General features: G+C 67.9%; 15 protein-coding genes. 11 read left to right on the top strand and 4 right to left on the bottom strand.

The genetic code is table 11. The features are described from left to right. Positions 1–186 precede the first annotated feature (186 nt). The gene (locus ASE64_RS16540) at positions 187–1,653 is read left to right on the top strand and encodes a glycosyltransferase family 87 protein (protein WP_055783078.1); all 1,467 of its coding nucleotides are present in this window, start codon (positions 187–189) and stop codon (positions 1,651–1,653) included. Further along, the gene (locus ASE64_RS16535; RefSeq protein WP_055783075.1) at positions 1,650–3,227 is read left to right on the top strand and encodes a glycosyltransferase family 39 protein; all 1,578 of its coding nucleotides are present in this window, start codon (positions 1,650–1,652) and stop codon (positions 3,225–3,227) included. The genes ASE64_RS16540 and ASE64_RS16535 overlap by 4 nt, the downstream gene beginning before the upstream one ends. Positions 3,228–3,331: 104 nt before the next feature. Here ASE64_RS16535 and ASE64_RS16530 read toward each other — a convergent pair whose 3' ends face one another. Next, positions 3,332–4,393, bottom strand: coding sequence for a LacI family DNA-binding transcriptional regulator (locus ASE64_RS16530; protein ID WP_055783072.1), 1,062 nt, complete (start codon positions 4,391–4,393; stop codon positions 3,332–3,334). A gap of 67 nt (positions 4,394–4,460) precedes the next feature. Here ASE64_RS16530 and ASE64_RS16525 point away from each other — a divergent pair, with 67 nt between their 5' ends. The 7 genes from ASE64_RS16525 to ASE64_RS16495 all read left to right on the top strand — a co-directional run bounded on the left by ASE64_RS16525 (position 4,461) and on the right by ASE64_RS16495 (position 8,489). Beyond that, a complete protein-coding gene (locus tag ASE64_RS16525) occupies positions 4,461–5,699 on the top strand; it encodes an MFS transporter (RefSeq protein WP_055783069.1) in 1,239 nt (412 codons plus the stop codon). A 62-nt stretch (positions 5,700–5,761) separates the two neighbouring features. Then, positions 5,762–6,043, top strand: coding sequence for a helix-turn-helix transcriptional regulator (locus ASE64_RS16520; RefSeq protein WP_055783066.1), 282 nt, complete (start codon positions 5,762–5,764; stop codon positions 6,041–6,043). Positions 6,044–6,045: 2 nt separating this feature from the next. Then, positions 6,046–6,531 (top strand): hypothetical protein, encoded by a 486-nt coding sequence (locus tag ASE64_RS16515; RefSeq protein ID WP_055783064.1) that lies wholly within the window; start codon positions 6,046–6,048, stop codon positions 6,529–6,531. Between the two features lie 35 nt (positions 6,532–6,566). Next, the gene (gene nucS, locus ASE64_RS16510) at positions 6,567–7,262 is read left to right on the top strand and encodes an endonuclease NucS (protein WP_055783061.1); all 696 of its coding nucleotides are present in this window, start codon (positions 6,567–6,569) and stop codon (positions 7,260–7,262) included. A gap of 9 nt (positions 7,263–7,271) precedes the next feature. Next, complete coding sequence (locus ASE64_RS16505) at positions 7,272–7,694, top strand: SseB family protein (protein WP_055783058.1); 423 nt, start codon at positions 7,272–7,274, stop codon at positions 7,692–7,694. Between the two features lie 33 nt (positions 7,695–7,727). After that, entirely contained in the window at positions 7,728–8,126 is a 399-nt protein-coding gene (locus ASE64_RS16500) for a hypothetical protein (protein ID WP_055783055.1), read from the top strand. Positions 8,127–8,162: 36 nt separating this feature from the next. Next, positions 8,163–8,489 carry a hypothetical protein gene (locus ASE64_RS16495; RefSeq protein WP_055783052.1) on the top strand — a complete coding sequence of 109 codons (327 nt, stop codon included), beginning with the start codon at positions 8,163–8,165 and terminating at the stop codon, positions 8,487–8,489. 44 nt (positions 8,490–8,533) lie between these two features. On the opposite strand, the gene ASE64_RS16490 is transcribed toward ASE64_RS16495, so the two are convergent. Both ASE64_RS16490 and ASE64_RS16485 read right to left on the bottom strand, forming a co-directional pair. After that, positions 8,534–10,477 (bottom strand): amino acid transporter, encoded by a 1,944-nt coding sequence (locus ASE64_RS16490; protein ID WP_235480669.1) that lies wholly within the window; start codon positions 10,475–10,477, stop codon positions 8,534–8,536. A 73-nt stretch (positions 10,478–10,550) separates the two neighbouring features. Next, a complete protein-coding gene (locus tag ASE64_RS16485; RefSeq protein ID WP_442853846.1) occupies positions 10,551–11,771 on the bottom strand; it encodes an SLC13 family permease in 1,221 nt (406 codons plus the stop codon). Between the two features lie 189 nt (positions 11,772–11,960). Here ASE64_RS16485 and ASE64_RS16480 point away from each other — a divergent pair, with 189 nt between their 5' ends. Both ASE64_RS16480 and ASE64_RS16475 read left to right on the top strand, forming a co-directional pair. After that, positions 11,961–13,871: a serine hydrolase domain-containing protein gene (locus ASE64_RS16480; RefSeq protein ID WP_055783047.1), complete on the top strand. Its 1,911-nt coding sequence runs from the start codon at positions 11,961–11,963 to the stop codon at positions 13,869–13,871. Positions 13,872–13,910: 39 nt separating this feature from the next. Then, positions 13,911–14,582, top strand: coding sequence for an HAD hydrolase-like protein (locus tag ASE64_RS16475; protein ID WP_055783044.1), 672 nt, complete (start codon positions 13,911–13,913; stop codon positions 14,580–14,582). A 61-nt stretch (positions 14,583–14,643) separates the two neighbouring features. On the opposite strand, the gene ASE64_RS16470 is transcribed toward ASE64_RS16475, so the two are convergent. Then, positions 14,644–15,654 carry an endonuclease/exonuclease/phosphatase family protein gene (locus ASE64_RS16470; RefSeq protein ID WP_055783041.1) on the bottom strand — a complete coding sequence of 337 codons (1,011 nt, stop codon included), beginning with the start codon at positions 15,652–15,654 and terminating at the stop codon, positions 14,644–14,646. Between the last annotated feature and the right edge of the window lie 69 nt (positions 15,655–15,723).

Below are 15,723 nucleotides of genomic sequence, written 5' to 3'. Positions count from 1 at the left end.
CCGCCGGCCTCCTGAACGACACGTTCAAGACCGACGCCGTCAAGGCCGGCCTCCTCGTCGGAGTCGCCAAGATCACCGTCAACACCAAGTAACACCCCCCGCACAACCAGAACGGCCCGCCACAAACGTGGCGGGCCGTTCTGCTACCCCGAAACTTTCCCAGCCCGATGATGCAAAGATCGATCAGTGAGAACAGTTCTAACCCTTGCCGCCACCGCGGCCGTCGCGGCAGCCATCGGCTTCGCGACGATCCAGTTGCAACTGTTCACCCGCGATGACGCCCCGACCTTCATCGTCGTCATCGGAGCGGCCTGGATCTTCTTCGCCCTCGCCTTCCTCGCGCTGAGAAAGGTTCCGGCACGTCACGTGACGGCGGTCATCGTCGCCGGATCGCTCGCCATCGGCGGGGCAGCCCTGCTCGGGCCGCCGAACACCAGCACCGACTCCGCTCGTTATGCCTGGGACGGCATCGTCACGAACGCCGGAGTCTCCCCCTACGCCCACATTCCCGTGGCCGACTCCACGAAGGAGTTGCGCCCCGACTGGCTCTTTCCGACCCCCGCCGGCACAGCCGTCGCCGACAGCGCTGCCGCCGGCAAGAACGACGTCGACCACGACGCGGACTGCCCCGGCGTCGGCAACCGCTACAACGACACCAAGTCCTCGCCCTCGCGAGAGCTGCTCTGCACGGCGATCAACCGGCCGCACGATCCCACGATCTACCCGCCGATGGCCGAGCTCTACTTCGCCGGCGTTCGCGCACTCGTCGATCCGAGCGTCCAATACTGGCCGTTCCAGGTCGGCGGCCTGCTCATCTCGCTCGGGGTCACATGGATGCTGCTCGTCGCCCTGCGCCGCCGCGGCATGGATCCGAGGTGGGCGGCCCTCTGGGCCTGGTGCCCCCTGGTCGCGACGGAGGCGATCACCAACTCGCACGTAGACGTTCTCGGCGTGGCGCTGGCCCTCGCGGCCAGCCTGCTCGTCGCATCCGGCCGACGCGTCTGGGGCGGGATAGCGCTCGGCGCGGCCATCGCGACCAAGCTCATTCCCGTGATCGTCGCCCCACCCCTCTTGAAGAAGCGGCCCCTCACCCTCATCCTGGTCTCGGTCGCCACGTTCGCCGCGCTGTACGTTCCCTATGTGCTGAGCTCGGGCATCAAAGTGCTCGGGTATCTTCCCGGATACCTGTCCGAAGAGGGCTACGAAGACGGGACCAGCTTCGCCCTGCTCTCCACGGTCCTGCCCGGCAAGTCCGCGGTGATCGTGGCCGCGCTGCTGATCGCCGTGATCACGGGGCTCACCTGGTGGCGCGCCAGCCCGACGTCGCCGTGGCTGCCACAGCTGGTGCTGATCGGCAGCATCCTCATCATTGTGAGCCCTCGCTACCCCTGGTACGCGCTGCTGCTCATCCCCTTCATCGTGCTCAGCCAGCACTGGGAGTGGTTCGCCGTCGCGCTGGCCCTCACCGTGCGCCTGTTCGTGCCCACCGTCGACGTGATGCGCGGCGGCCTCGCGCTGGCGACGCTCATCGTCGTCGCCGCGTGGTTCTATCGGCAGCATCTCGCTAGAGGCGGCGGCCTGCACCTACCGGGCAGGAGCCGGCTCTCGAGCCGGCCCGACGCATCCGGTCGTATCAAGGAGGTGTCATCGTGACGCGCGCAACCGCATTGCTGGCTCGCCGCATCGAGATCCCTCTCGTGTCGCTCGCGGCCATCGTGATCGTCGTCATCGGCAGCGACACCCCGTCGATCTGGTACGACGAAGCAGCCACGATCGTGTCGGCGACGCGCACCTGGCCGGAACTCTGGGCGATGCTGCACACGGTCGACGCGGTGCACGGCCTGTACTACGCCTTCATGCACGTGTGGTTCGACATCGTCGGCTACTCGCCGTTCACGCTGCGGCTGCCGAGTGCGCTCGTCTCGGGCGGCACGGTCGCACTCACGATGCTGCTCGCCTCGCGCTTCGGGACTCGCGGCTTCGCGCTGCTCGCGGGAGTCGTGCTCATCACGATCCCGCGCTTCACCTGGGCCGGAATCGAGGGGCGCTCGTATGCCCTGACCGCTCTGCTCGCCGTCGCACTGACCCTGCTGCTGATGCGGGCGCTCGACGCTGCCCGAGCCCCGTCGACCCGCTGGGCGGCCGTCTGGCCGTGGCTCGCGTACGCCGGCGTGGGGCTCTTCTCGGTGGGAATCTTCGTCTACCTGTCGCTCATCGTGGTGGCGCACGCCGTGACGGTCGTGGTGCTCACGATCTCGGGCACCCTCACGCGTCGGCAGCTGTTCGCGTTCGCCTGCACGGTCGTTCCGCTCGGGGTGGTCTGCATCCCCTTCGTGCTCATCGTGGCCGGGCAGTCGGGCCAGCTCGCCTGGATCGACCCGATCAGTCAGCGCACGCTCACCGGAATCCTGGTCACCCAGTTCGCCCCGCGCAACGCGCCGTTCGCGATCTTCACCTGGATCGTCGTGCTCGTCGGCATCGTCGCCTTCATCGTGGCCCGGCGCTCGTCCGCGACGCGCGCCCGCGCGGCCCGCGACCTGATGGCGTGGGTGCTGCCGTGGCTGGTCGTGCCGACCGTCGTGCTCGTGCTCACCTCGGTGCTGATCACCCCGCTGTACTCGCCGCGCTATCTCACGTTCCTCATGCCCGCCTTGGCCGTGGCCATCGCCGGGGGCATCGTGGGCCTCGGCCGGTTGACCCGACTGGCGGCTCGGCTCTCGAAGGGCCCGCGTGCGGCCCGGATGCGATCGGTTCCGTGGACGGCGTTGGCCGCGGTCGCGGGCGTGCTCGTTCTGGCCCTGCTCACACAGCCGAGCTACGCGGGTCAGCGCGTGACGGGCGCGAAGCAGAAGGCCTCGTGGTCGCAGGCCGCCTGGCGCGTGGGCGAGGTCACCTCGACTCTGCCGGCCGGCTCCGATCCCGCTGTTGTCTTCGGAAGCGTAGCGTGGCATCCGACCGCCACCGCTCGCGTCGTCGAGTACTCGTATCCGTGGGCGTTCACCTCGCTCGACGATGTCGCCCTCGACCAGCCCGTGGGTTCATTGCCCCGGCTCTGGGAGACGTCGAACCCCGTCGACACGCAGATGCTCGAGGGGCACGACACCGTGATCCTGGTGTCGAGCGGCCGCGACCGCGAGGTCAACGAGCAGGCGATCGAGGATGCGGGCTTCGCCGAGTCCGACAGCTGGCACTACCCGAACCTCTGGGTGAAGGTCTTCACCCGCTGACCTTCGTAGCGCTGATCACCGATCCTGTAATCAATTCAGGAGGAGCGTGTGGTCGACGCCACTATCCACGAGGCGGGCGTCTCCTCCTGAATCAGTAACAGGAGTCACGAAGGGCGAACGGGGCCTGTCGTCGATCCCACGTGGAGCTCGCAGGTGAACGCTATCGGGGTGTCTGGGCGCTCTCCCGATAGCAGCGCCGTGACCGCGGCTCCCGCGGCGTGGCCCTTGGCGCTGGCGGGCTGCACCATCGTCGTGAGGTCGTGTGCGAAGCCGTCGATGCGGATTCCATCGAAACCGATCACGCTCACATCCACGCCGACCACCAGCCCGAGCTCTTCGACGGCCTCGATCACTCCGACGGCCAAAAGATCGGCCTGCGCCACGATGGCGGTGGGCCGTTCGGATGCGGCGCCCGAGAGCAGTGCCGTCGCCGCACGCCGTCCGTCTTCGGGGGTGTTGTGCGCCGACGAGTAGGCCGGCGCATCCGGGTACACCTCGCGTGTGCCCAGCAGTCGCTCGCGGGTGACCGACACGGCGATAGGCGTGCCGTCGTCGATGGGGCCCGCGGGCTGACCGTCGGCCGTGCCCAACGTGGCGATGCCCACGCGCTCGTGGCCCAGCGACTGCAGGTGCCGAGCGGCGACCACCGAGGCCGCACGGTTGTCGAGGGTCACCTCCACGAGTTCAGGCCGTGAGGGCCCCTCGACCGAGACGACGGGAATGTCTCGACGACCGAAGACCTCGATCGAGTGGTCGACGCGGGTCGAGCATCCGAGCAGGATCACCGCGTCGACGGCGGCGGTGTCGATCGTGGCCGCACCCTCGCCCGAATCGGTGAGCAACAGCAGGCCGGCGCCCTGCGGGCCGAGGGCGGTGGCGACTCCGTCGAGGGTGATGGATGTCACGGGGTCGCGGAATGCGTAGAGCAGGCTGCCCTCGAGAACCACACCGATGACGCCGCTCCGCCCCTGACGCAGCGAGCGTGCCCGGGGGTCTGGACCGTCGTAGCCCAGCGAAGCCGCGGCGGCGAGCACGCGCTGGCGCGTCGCATCCGACACCGGGCCCGAACCGCTGAACGCGATCGAGGCCGTCGAAACGGATACCCCCGCAGCCTTGGCCACGTCTGCCAGGGTGGGACGGCGGGTGTGTTGATCGCTCGCAGCCATGTTGGTAGCGTAGTCGAATCGATTCGATCTCGCGCGATACCGCTCCTCCAACTCTTCAGGACACCCCATGACCACTCCCACGAGCGACGTCGCCGTGCACCCGCAACGCACTCTCATCGCCTGGCGCAACGCGGTCTTCGTGATCTTCATCCTGAGCGGAGTGAGCATCGCCACCTGGGTCGCGAGGCTCCCCGCCATTCGCGATGGACTCGAGCTGAACACCGCCAACGTCGGCGTGCTCATCTTCGGAATGTCGGCCGGCTCAGTGGTCGGACTCATCGTCGCGCCCGCCATTCTGCGCCGCTTCGGGCCGCGCGCCGGCATCACCTTCTGCATCTCGCTGGTCGCCACGGGCCTCGTTCTCATCGGAATCGGCGGGGGCCTCGTTCCCGCCGTGACCATCGCCTTCATCGGCCTCGTGCTCTTCGGCTTCGGCAACGGCGCGTGCGACGTGATGATGAACGTCGAGGGCGCGGCGGCCGAGCGAGTCATCGGCAAGACGCTGATGCCCCTGATGCACGCCATGTTCTCTGGCGGAACGGTCCTCGGCGCCGGCATCGGCGCGCTGGCTTCCGGTCTCGCCATCCCGGTCTTCGCCCATCTGGTCACGATCGCCGTCATCCTCGTCGTCGCCGTGATCGCCGCCGTCAGGTTCATCCCCCACGATCTGGATGCCGCAGATCAGGCCGATGCCACGGCCTCCGCCCCGCGCATCCCGCTCGGCCAGCGCCTCAAGGCGAGCCTGGCCGTCTGGGCCGACGCCCGCCTGCTGCTCATCGGCGCGGTGATGCTGGGCATGGCCTTCGCCGAGGGCAGCGCCAATGACTGGATCGCGATCGCGACGGTTGACGGCCACGAGCAGTCCAACACCACGGGCGCCATCGTCTTCGGCATCTTCGTCGCGGCGATGACCGTCGGCCGTGTCGCGGGCGGCCCTCTGCTCGACCGCTTCGGGCGCGTTCCGACGCTGCGCGTCACGGCGGTCATCGGCATCGCAGGGCTGCTGCTCTTCATCCTCTCGACCGACATGTGGGTCACGATCATCGGCGCGATCCTCTGGGGCATCGGTGCCTCACTCGGATTCCCCGTGGGCATGAGCGCGGCCGCAGACGACGAGAAGAACTCGGCCGCACGCGTGAGCGCCGTGGCGATCGTGGGCTACACCGCGTTCCTCGCCGGTCCGCCGCTGCTCGGATTCCTGGGCGAGCACTTCGGCATCCTGAACGCCCTCTACGTGATTCTGGCGCTGCTGGTGCTGTCGTTCTTCGCCTCGCCGGCAACCCGCGAGCGCACGTATACGAAGTAGGTCCGCCGGGCTGACGCCCCGCAACGATGTTGGTTTACGATCTTATGTAGTACATTTACTACATGGCAAAGCAAAAACAAGACGGAGAGCCGCCGTTCTACACGCGGCTCCCCGTTCTCCGGGCCGAGCGAGGTCTGAGCAGAAAAGAGCTCGCCGACGCGGTCGGAGTTCACTACCAGACCGTCGGCTACCTCGAGCGGGGCGAATACAGCCCCAGCCTCGTGCTCGCCTTGCGCATCGCCCAGTTTCTGCGCTTGCCGCTCGACGCGGTGTTCTCGCTGCAGCCGTTTGCCACCATGTCCGAACAGATCTACCCCACCCTGACCAGCCGAGAAGAGGAATAACCATGTCCCCCACGAACAGCTACCAGGAACGCCGCGCGGCCCGCCTCGACGACCCGTCGATGGAGAAGCTGCGCAACCCGAAGGCGCGACGCGCTCTCGCCGCCGCCCTCATCGGTGTGTTCATCGTCGAGATAGCGGCCTTCTTCACTGTCGGCCTCATGCCGATCGGTGTGTTCATCGGCGTCATGGTCGTGGTCATCTTCGCTGGCGTCATGCTGCTCGGCGCCCTCAAGGCGTCGACCCGCGGAGTCGAAGAGCTCTCGCCCGAGGTTCTCGACGAGCGCCAGGCTCAGCTGCGGGGAGAGATCTTCTCGCGCTCGTACTGGGCTCTCGCTACGGCGTCACTCCTCGCCTGCCTCGCGACCGTGCTGATGGGCCAGTCGTGGTGGCCACTCGACGAGATCACAGCCGTGCTGGTTCTGGCCCTTCTCGTGCAGGTCATCGTCACCATTCCCACCTTCGTCACGGCCCTTCGCGTTCGCGTCTGACGAGAGGCTCGACAGGGCGCGGCTACACTCGACGGGTGCGTCTCGTCATTGCGAACTGTTCCGTCGACTACGCAGGCCGCCTGAGCGCGCACCTGCCGCTGGCCACCCGACTCCTGATGCTGAAGAGCGACGGATCGATCTTGGTGCACTCCGACGGCGGATCTTACAAGCCGCTCAACTGGATGAGCCCACCGTGCTACATCACCTTCGACGAGCCCGATGACGTGCAGAAGGATGCCGGCATCACCCAGCTCTGGAAGGTCACTCAGAAGAAGACCGACGACGTTCTGGTCGTGAGCATCTACGACGTGCTGCACGACTCGTCGCACGAACTCGGCATCGACCCCGGCCTGCAGAAAGACGGAGTCGAGGCGCATCTGCAGAAGCTGCTCGCAGAGCAGATCACCCTGCTGGGCGACGGGCACACGCTCGTTCGCCGCGAATACATGACCGCCATCGGGCCCGTCGACATCCTGGCCCGCGACTCTGGCGGGGCGGCCGTGGCCGTCGAGATCAAGCGCCGCGGCGACATCGATGGCGTCGAACAGCTCACCCGCTACCTCGAGCTCATGAACCGCGACCCCCACCTCTCGCCCGTGCAGGGAGTCTTCGCGGCGCAGGAGATCAAGCCGCAGGCCCGTACCCTCGCGCAAGACCGCGGCATCCGCTGCGTTGTGCTCGACTACGACGCCATGCGCGGCCTCGACGACAGCGACTCCCGACTCTTCTAGGAGCCACCTATGGCAAAGCGCCCCATTCCCTTTCCCCGCAGCTACGTCAACACCGCCGTGCGCGACGCCCTCGGAGCCTTCGAGGCCGAACCGAGCGTGGCCGGCATCCAGAAGGTCCTCTCGCTCGCGACGTCGGGCGGGTTGGTCGTGGATGTGACGGGCTCGACTCCCGAGTCCGGCCCGCGTGTGCGCACGCTCACCTCCACAGACGGCCAGCTGGTGCTGCCCCTGTTCACGAGCCTGGCCGAGCTCGGCCTCGCGGTGCCCGAGGCGGAGCGCGCCGAGGTGCAGGGCACGATCCTCGCCGCCCGCGACGCTCTGGCTATCGTGCAGACCGCCGACATCGTCGCCGTGCAGTTCGACCCGGGCAGCCGTCAGGTCATCGTGAAGCGTAGCTTCGTCGACGAGGCGCTGGCTACTCCCGCTCCCTGAGCCTACGAAGCGCGCGTCGGTAGAGTCACTTTCATGGAACCAGACAAGAGCGCGCTCAAGCTGCTTCCGAAACCGCTCGTCAACAGCGCGGCACGGGTCGCCACCGTCAACGCCACTCTCGCCGGGGCCCTCTCCGCCATCGGGTTCGTCGTGCTGTGGGCGCCGCTCTATCTGCTTCGAGAAGACGGCCAACTCGTGCTCGCGCCGTTCGTGTTCATCTGCATTCCGGTGATCTGGTACTTCGCGATCCGCGCCATCGTCTTTGCGCGGCGCGGGCTGCGCTGGGCGTCGACTCCGGAGGCCGCGGGCGCCACCGGTCTGGGAACACTGGCTGCGAGGAGGAGCCTCATCGGCGGCATCGCCGCGGTCGTCTTTCCGGTTCCGCTGTTCCTCTTCGGCGGTCTCCCGATGACGCTGCTCGGACTCGCCTGACCCGGCGTATCCGCTCTAGCCATGCATACTGAGTCCATGTCCCGCGTGCAGCGCATCGTCACCGCGTCCGGCCTGATCCTGATCGCGGGGTTCGCCCTCGTCGTGACTGCAAGCCAGATCGGCGTGACCTGGTACAGCGCACCCGACGAAACCGGCGTCGCCACCAAGCAGGTGGCCGTGTTCGAGCCGGCCGTCGTCGGCACCGTGGTGGCCGGTCTCGCGGTCGTGGTGCTCCTCGCGTTCCTGCTCGTCGCCATCCGGCGAGTCGTGTCGCGTCGGATGTGGGCGACGGCTCTCGGGGTCTCGATCGCCGCCGTGGTCGCGGCCGTGCTCGTATCGGCGGCGAGCCGCCCGACGTTCTAGCGTCAGGCGCGCCGACTCTGCACCGCGGACTCGATCAACGAGCCCTAGCTCACGTGCACGTCGGGGCGGCGCGTGCGCTTCGGCTCGGCCCGGCGCAGCACCTCGCGGGTCACGGGCGCAACCTCGCCGCCACCCGTGATGAGGTACTTGAACATGTTCGAGATGGGGTTCCCCTCGGTCCACTCGAAGTAGATGTCGGGCACAGTCCCCGTCAGATCGCGGATGGAGAGCAGCACCGTGGCGATCGTGTTCGGAATGTTGCCGCTGCGAACCTCGAGCACCCGGTTTCCGTGCTTGACGACGCCGCGCACCTCCAGGTCCTCCTCGAAGTTCGACGAGTCGGTCGGGTACACCTCGAGAAAGATCACGGGCCGTCGCGACGGGATTCCGCTGTCTCGTCGCTCCTCTGAGATCTTCTGTCGATACTCGCTCGCGCTGCCGTCGTCCGGCTCGTTGGCGACGATGAGAACCTGGTCGTAGGCATCCGCGTCGGCCAGCACGAAGTCCTGCGCCCTTTCGTCCAACGTGACGCTGGTCGCGCGCAGCTGGAACGAGCGCTGCACCCGCGACACGATCGAGACCACGAGGATGCCGAGGATGAACAGCGCCGCGATGCGCACGCCATCGGGCCGCTCGAAGACATTCGTGATGGTCGTGTAGACGAAGACCACGGCGATCGCGCCGAATCCGAACGTGCGCTTGCGCTGCTTCTTGTGCAGGGCAGAGAGGGTCACGGCCACGGATGCCGAGGTGATGAGCACCAGCACGCCGGTCGCGTACGCGCCACCCTGCGCATCCACGTTCGCCTGGAACACGATCGTGATCACGAACGCGATCAGCGTGAAGACGATCACCATCGGCCGCACGGCGCGCGCCCACTGCGGCGCCATTCCGTAGCGCGGCAGGTAGCGAGGAACCAGATTGAGCAGGCCGGCCATCGCCGAGGCGCCCGCAAACCACAGGATGCAGATGGTGCTGATGTCGTAGGCCGTGCCGAACGCAGGCCCCAGATATTCGTGCGCGAGGTACGCGAGGGCACGCCCGTTTGCCTCGCCGCCCGCCTTGAACTTCTCTTGGGGAATCAGGAATGTCGTCACGATGCTCGACGTGATGAGGAACGTCGACATGATGATCGCGGCCGTCGTGAGCAGTCGCTGCGCGCCCCGGATGCGACCGGCCGGGTCGGCCTCGGTGTCGCCGGGCTTTCCCGAGATCTGCGGCATGACCGCGACACCGGTCTCGAAGCCGGAGAGGCCGAGCGCGAGCTTCGGGAAGACGATGAGGGCGATGCCGACCATCACGACAGGGTTGCCGTGTTGAGCGGTGAGCGCCGCCCACCAGTCGGTGATCACCACAGCGTTCTCGGCCACGTGCCCGATCGACACGGCGATGACGATGGCGTTGAGCACGAGGAACACCGCGACCAGCACCACGGCGATGTTGATCGCCTCTTTGAAGCCGCGCAGGAAGACGGCGGCGAGCAGCGCCACGAGAACGAGCGTGATCACGACCTCGTTGCCGTGGAACCAGCTCGGCGCGAACGGATTCTCCACGGCGTGCGCCGTCGCATCCGCGGCCGACAGCGTGATCGTGATCATGAAGTCGGTGACCGCGAAGCCCAACAGCACGAGCACGAAGAGCTTGCCGCCCCACCACGGAAGCAGGCGCTCGAGCATGGCGATCGATCCCTCGCCCCGGAAGCTCTCGCGGGCGACTCGCCTGTAGACGGGCAGCGCCCCGAACAGGGTCAGCAGCACGAGCACGACCGTGGCGAAGGGAGAGAGCAGGCCCGCGGCGACGGCGGCGATCGCCGGCTGGTAGCCGAGGGTCGAGAAGTAGTCGACTCCGGTGAGGCACATCACGCGCCACCACGAGTGCGTCTTCTCGATCTTCGCGGCGTGCGGGCCCTGGTGCGCGCCCGAGTCGTCAGCCAGGCCGTCGAGAAGCCAGGCCCCGAAGCCGCGCCGCCGCGCAGGAGTAGTCGTCATGAGTACAGCTTGCATGGTTCTGCTGACGCGGATTCACTCAGATGCACAGCATCACTGCAGTCCTAACGAATTCCTAACGCATGCCCGTGGTCAGCCACAGGGCCACCGTCGCCAGCGGCACCGTCAGCAGCACCACGCCGAGACCCGCCAGCATGAACTTCGGCCACGACAGCGTCACCCCGAGAGAGGTGATCTTCTGGTGCCAGAGCAGGGTCGCCAGCGAGGCCCACGGGGTGACCAGCGGGCCGAGGTTCACGCCGATGAGCAGCGCCGCGAGCCGCACGGGTGAGTGACCGATCGGCTCGAGAACCAGGTAGGCGGGCAGGTTGTTGATCGCGTTCGACGAGACCGTGCCGAGGGCAGACAGCTGCAGCAGGCTCAGCAGATCCGTTCCGTTTCCGCCGATGTTCGAGATGAAGGCGGTGAGCCCACGCGCGTGGGCCGTCTCGACGAGCACGAAGAGCCCCGCCGCGATTCCCAGAGGCTGCCACGGCACGAGCTTCAGGCTGAGGGCGCCGGGGCGCCGGATGCCGAACAGCACGACGATCACCACGGCCGCGGCGGCGGCCGGAATCCAGACGGGCAGGCCAGATACCAGCAGAGGAAGCAGCGCGGCGACCACGATCGCGCTCACGAGCAGCAGTGTGCGATCGGGAGCGCGCTCGACCGGCGGCGCCGAGTAGCGCCCGCGCAGCTCTCTGCGGAACATGAGGCTGAGCACGATGACCGGCACCAGGATGCCGACGGCGGCAGGAGCCGCGACGAGGGCCGCGAATCCCGCCGGGCCACCGACATCCATTCGCCCCTCGGCGAGCAGATTCGTGAGGTTCGAGACCGGCAGCAGCAGTGACGCCGTGTTGGCCAGCCACACCGTCGCGAGTGCGAAGGGCAGCGGCGGCAGGCCGGCGTGCAGAGCGAGCAGCACGACGACGGGGGTCACAAGCACCGCCGTGGTGTCGAGCGAGAGGAAGATCGTGGAGACCACCGCGAGCGCCAGCACGAAGAGCCAGAGCAGGATGCGGCGGCCGCGGCCCCAGCGCGCCAGACGGCCGGCGAGCGCCGAGAAGACCCCGGCCTCGGCGGCGAGCTCGGTGACGATCGTGATCGCGGCCACGAAGCCGAGCACGGGCACGACCCGGTCAGCGAGCACCAGTGTGTCGCGCCACGGCAGGATGCCCGTGGCGATCACCACGAACGACGCCGCCAGAAGAGAGACGACGACGATGAGACCGCGACGACCGGGGGGCGAGGGCGTGGAGGCGGAATCCGACGCGGCCGAGGAATGCTGTTCGATGTCGCGAGTATATGACTCGATTGCTGACAAGAGAGCGAGCGTGTTTACGGGTTTCACTACAGTGGGGGACGTCATTCGACTCGTACCCCTTCACCGATACGGAGCATCACCATTCTTCGGCGTGCCCTCAACCTTGTTCTCGTCGGCCTGCTCGCCGCTGCTCCCGTCTCGACGATCGCGACCCATCCGGTGCGTGCGGCGACACCGACCTCCCCGCGGCTCTCCGCCGAGACGGGCGATCTCGTCGCCGCCGATGTCGATGCGTGGCTCGATGGCCTGGTTCCCGCCGCGCTGAAGCGGGAGGGCGTGGCAGGAGCCGTCGTCTCGGTCGTGCACGACGGTCGGGTCGTGACCGAGCGTGGCTACGGGGCGGCAGACAGCGGGTCGGGCGAGCGTGAGCCGCAGAAGGTGGATGCGGCGACGACGCTGTTCCGTATCGGATCGGTCTCGAAGGTGGTCACCGCGACGGCCGTGATGCAACTCGTCGAGCGGGGCGCCCTCGATCTGGATCGCCCGGTGCAGGACTACCTCGATTTCGACCTGCCCGTCACGTTCGAGGCCCCGGTCACCACACGGCACCTGCTGTCGCACACGGCCGGCTTCGAAGACGTGATCGCGGGCGTCATCGGCGACCCCGACCAGCCAGCACCCGATCTGCGCGACGTCGTGTCGACAGACATTCCCGTGCAGATCTACGAGCCGGGCACGACGCCCTCGTACTCGAACTACTCGAACGCCCTGGCCGGCTACATCGTGCAACGGGTCGCCCAGCAGCCCTATGCCGACTACGTCGAGTCTCAGATCTTCGAACCATCGGGCATGCGCACCGCGACGCTGGATCAGCCTCTGAGTGCGGAGGCCCTGCCGAGCATGTCGAAGGGCTACACGGCCACGGGATCGAGCGACGTGCCGTTCGAGATGGTGGGCCCGGCTCCGGCGGGTGCCATCAGCGCGACGGCCTCGGACATGAGCGCACTGATGCTGATGCAGCTCGGGCATCCCGACTCCGACCGAGTCGTGCTCTCTACAGAGGCGCTGACGACGATGCACAGCCCCGCTCTCGATGAGACCTCGCTGGGAACCCTCGCCTCCGGACCGAGAATGACTCTGGGGCTCTTCGAACAGAACCGCAATGGGCATCGCATCCTCGAGCACGCGGGCGATCTGACCGCCTTCCACGCCGACCTTCAGCTCTACCCCGACGATGACGCCGGCATCTTCGTCGCGCTCAACAGCACCGGTCGGGCAGGCGACTCGAGCACCGTCATCAGAGAGATGGTGATGGATGGCTTCGCGGATCGGTACTTCGCCGACGAGCGCACCCCGCCCGTGTCGCTGCCTACCGCCGCAGATCACGGAGCCGCCATCTCGGGTGACTACCTCGTCTCGCGACGAAGCGAATCCACGTTCGCCCGGCTCTTCTTCCTTCTCTCCGCAGTCACGATCTCCTCGACCCCGAACGGCGAAACCACCTTCTCGGCGGTCGCCGATCCCGATGGAACCCTGACCCGATTCACCGAGGTCGAACCGTGGGTGTGGCAGGAGGTCGACGGACAGCGGCGCATCGCCGTCGATCACGCCGACGGCATCCCGGTCGCCGTGGGCTTGAACCCGGCGTTCACCCTCCTTCCGATGCCGGCCTTCCAGTCGATCCTGTTGCCGGTGATCGCCTTCTCGCTTCTGGTTCTGCTCATCGGCCTGGTCTCGACCCCGGTGGCGGCGGGCATCCGTCGTTACTACGGCGTGCGTCGACCGGGGGACCGTCTCGACACGCGTCTCAGCCGGGGCGCGACGGGAGCCCGAGTCGCCCTCGTCATAGCCGGAATCCTCTGGGCCATCGTCGCCGACGCCCTTCTCACCGACTCGCCGCCGCCTGGCGAGTTCGTGTTCCGCGGCGCTCAGATCATGACCGCACTGGCGGCGGCGGGGGCGGTTCCGGCCATCTGGCTCGTCGTTCGGCGATACGTGAACCGCGCAGGCAATACGGGCGCGCGTCGTTGGGCCTCGATCGCCTTCGCCGTTCTCTCGGCCGTCGCGTTCATCGGCATCGGCTACGTGGCCATCGTCGGAGGGCTGCTGTCGCCCAGCGTCAGCTACTAGAGCCATGAATACCGAGGGCCTCCCAATAGGATGTCTGCGATGACTAGCCACGCCCCTTCCAAGCCCTGGTCGACGATCCTGTTCGATCTCGACGGCACGATCACCGACTCGGCCCCCGGCATCCTGAACCGGCTGGCGCGCACTCTCGAGGCTCTCGGCCACCCCGTGCCGCCGCCCACCGAGCTCGTCAAGTTCGTGGGTCCGCCCATTCTCGACGGCTTCCGCGCGGTCGCCGACATCGACGCGGCGGGAGCGCAGGAGGCGCTCGTCGTGTACCGGGGACTCGCCGCCACAGACGGGCCCGAGGGCGACAGCGTGGTCTACCCCGGAATCCTCGGGATCCTGCGCGAGATCCACGCGGCGGGCATCCCCCTCGCCATCACGACCTCGAAATCAGAGGTGCAGGCCGTGCGCATTCTGCAGCACCTCGGCATCGCCGACCTCTTCGCGACCATCACCGGCTCGAGCGAAGACGAGACCCGCAGCGCCAAGGCCGACGTGGTCGCCGAGGCTCTCGTGCGCCTGCGTGCAGAGAACGTCGATCTCTCGAACATGGTTCTGGTGGGCGACCGCCATCACGACATCGAGGGCGCGGCCGAGCACGGCATCCCCACGATCATGGTGGAGTGGGGCTACGGCTCCCCCGCCGAGGCGGCCGGCGCCATCCATGTGGTGCACTCCATGGACCAGCTGCGCGCGCAACTGCTCTAGCACGCCCCATATCCGCTCCTCTTCGGAGCATCCGCTGCTGGTCGACCGGGCGCCGATGCACCTAACCGGCGCGGATGCGCAGGGTCGCCACCACCGGGCGGTGATCGCTGCCGGCCGCGTCTTCGGTGCTCAGCACGTGCGCCTCGACAGCGCTCCAGCCGCCCGTCGTGAGCACGTGGTCGATCGGGGCCGCGAGAAGCGGCGGCAGCGAGGTGGGCCAGCTGCCTTCGGCGCCGCCGCCCGCCTCGGTGAGCGCGTCCGAGCATCCGCCCAGCGGGCCGAGGTGATCGAGCGTCGCATTCAGGTCTCCCCCGAGAACGAGCTCGGGCTGATCGCAGAACGACAGCACCCAGTCGACGTCGCTGCGCCACGACGACATGATCGATGGCAGCGGCGGCATCGGATGCGCCGCGGCGATCACCGGCCCGGTTCCGTCGGCGGGCCGCGCGACGACGCTCGGCATAGCGCCCGTGTCGCCGAGTTCGTCGGTGACCTCGTACTCGCCGAGCTCCTCCGACACGAGCAGCGCCGTCGGCGGGGTCGCCGAGGGATCGCCGCGCTCGGCGGCGAAGACCTGCATCGGCCGACCCGCCGCATCCATGGCTCGACCCACGGCCTCGGCGGTCTCGCGCGAGGTCTCGGGCAGCGTCAGCACCGTGGCACCCTCGCCGACAGCCACGCGCGCGATGTCGTCGGCCGACACGGTGTCGTAGGTGTTCCAGGTGAGAATGCGGATGCTCGTGGCGGGGTCGATCGCATCGGTCGCGAAGCCCGAAGTCGCGTCTGCACCGAACCCTCTGCTGGCCTGAACGGTGACGTTTGCCCCCGCCGCGAGCAGTGCGATCGCGGCCAGCCCACCGATGACCGCGCGCGTCGTGCGGGCCCGGCGCCGCAGCATCCAGAACAGCAGCGCGCCGACGAGACCGAGCACCAGGAAGCCGATCGCGAGCATCCCGCGGAACGCGATCAGCTGCGCGAAGACGAGCTGGCGTTGCAGCGAGAACAGCCCCGGCGCACTGACGAGCAGCGCCGCCGCAGCGCAGCCCACGAGCAGAACAATGCGACCCCACATGACGCCCGACCCTACCGGCTGAGTATCCGCGCCTTCTCGGAGCATCCGCTGCCGGTCGACCGGGCGCCG

The organism is Agreia sp. Leaf210 (genome assembly GCF_001421485.1).
Classification (GTDB): domain Bacteria; phylum Actinomycetota; class Actinomycetes; order Actinomycetales; family Microbacteriaceae; genus Agreia.
The sequence above is the reverse complement of the archived record's forward strand: the minus strand, read 5'-3'. Positions and strand labels throughout refer to the sequence as shown.

What these genes read in the sequence shown, in the direction of transcription:
- ASE64_RS16530 (WP_055783072.1), bottom strand. Translation starts at nt 4,393, where the DNA reads ATGGCTGCGAGCGATCAACACACCCGCCGTCCCACCCTGGCAGACGTG.
- ASE64_RS16525 (WP_055783069.1), top strand. Translation starts at nt 4,461, where the DNA reads ATGACCACTCCCACGAGCGACGTCGCCGTGCACCCGCAACGCACTCTC.
- ASE64_RS16520 (WP_055783066.1), top strand. Translation starts at nt 5,762, where the DNA reads ATGGCAAAGCAAAAACAAGACGGAGAGCCGCCGTTCTACACGCGGCTC.
- ASE64_RS16515 (WP_055783064.1), top strand. Translation starts at nt 6,046, where the DNA reads ATGTCCCCCACGAACAGCTACCAGGAACGCCGCGCGGCCCGCCTCGAC.
- ASE64_RS16505 (WP_055783058.1), top strand. Translation starts at nt 7,272, where the DNA reads ATGGCAAAGCGCCCCATTCCCTTTCCCCGCAGCTACGTCAACACCGCC.
- ASE64_RS16500 (WP_055783055.1), top strand. Translation starts at nt 7,728, where the DNA reads ATGGAACCAGACAAGAGCGCGCTCAAGCTGCTTCCGAAACCGCTCGTC.
- ASE64_RS16495 (WP_055783052.1), top strand. Translation starts at nt 8,163, where the DNA reads ATGTCCCGCGTGCAGCGCATCGTCACCGCGTCCGGCCTGATCCTGATC.
- ASE64_RS16490 (WP_235480669.1), bottom strand. Translation starts at nt 10,477, where the DNA reads ATGACGACTACTCCTGCGCGGCGGCGCGGCTTCGGGGCCTGGCTTCTC.
- ASE64_RS16475 (WP_055783044.1), top strand. Translation starts at nt 13,911, where the DNA reads ATGACTAGCCACGCCCCTTCCAAGCCCTGGTCGACGATCCTGTTCGAT.
- ASE64_RS16470 (WP_055783041.1), bottom strand. Translation starts at nt 15,654, where the DNA reads ATGTGGGGTCGCATTGTTCTGCTCGTGGGCTGCGCTGCGGCGGCGCTG.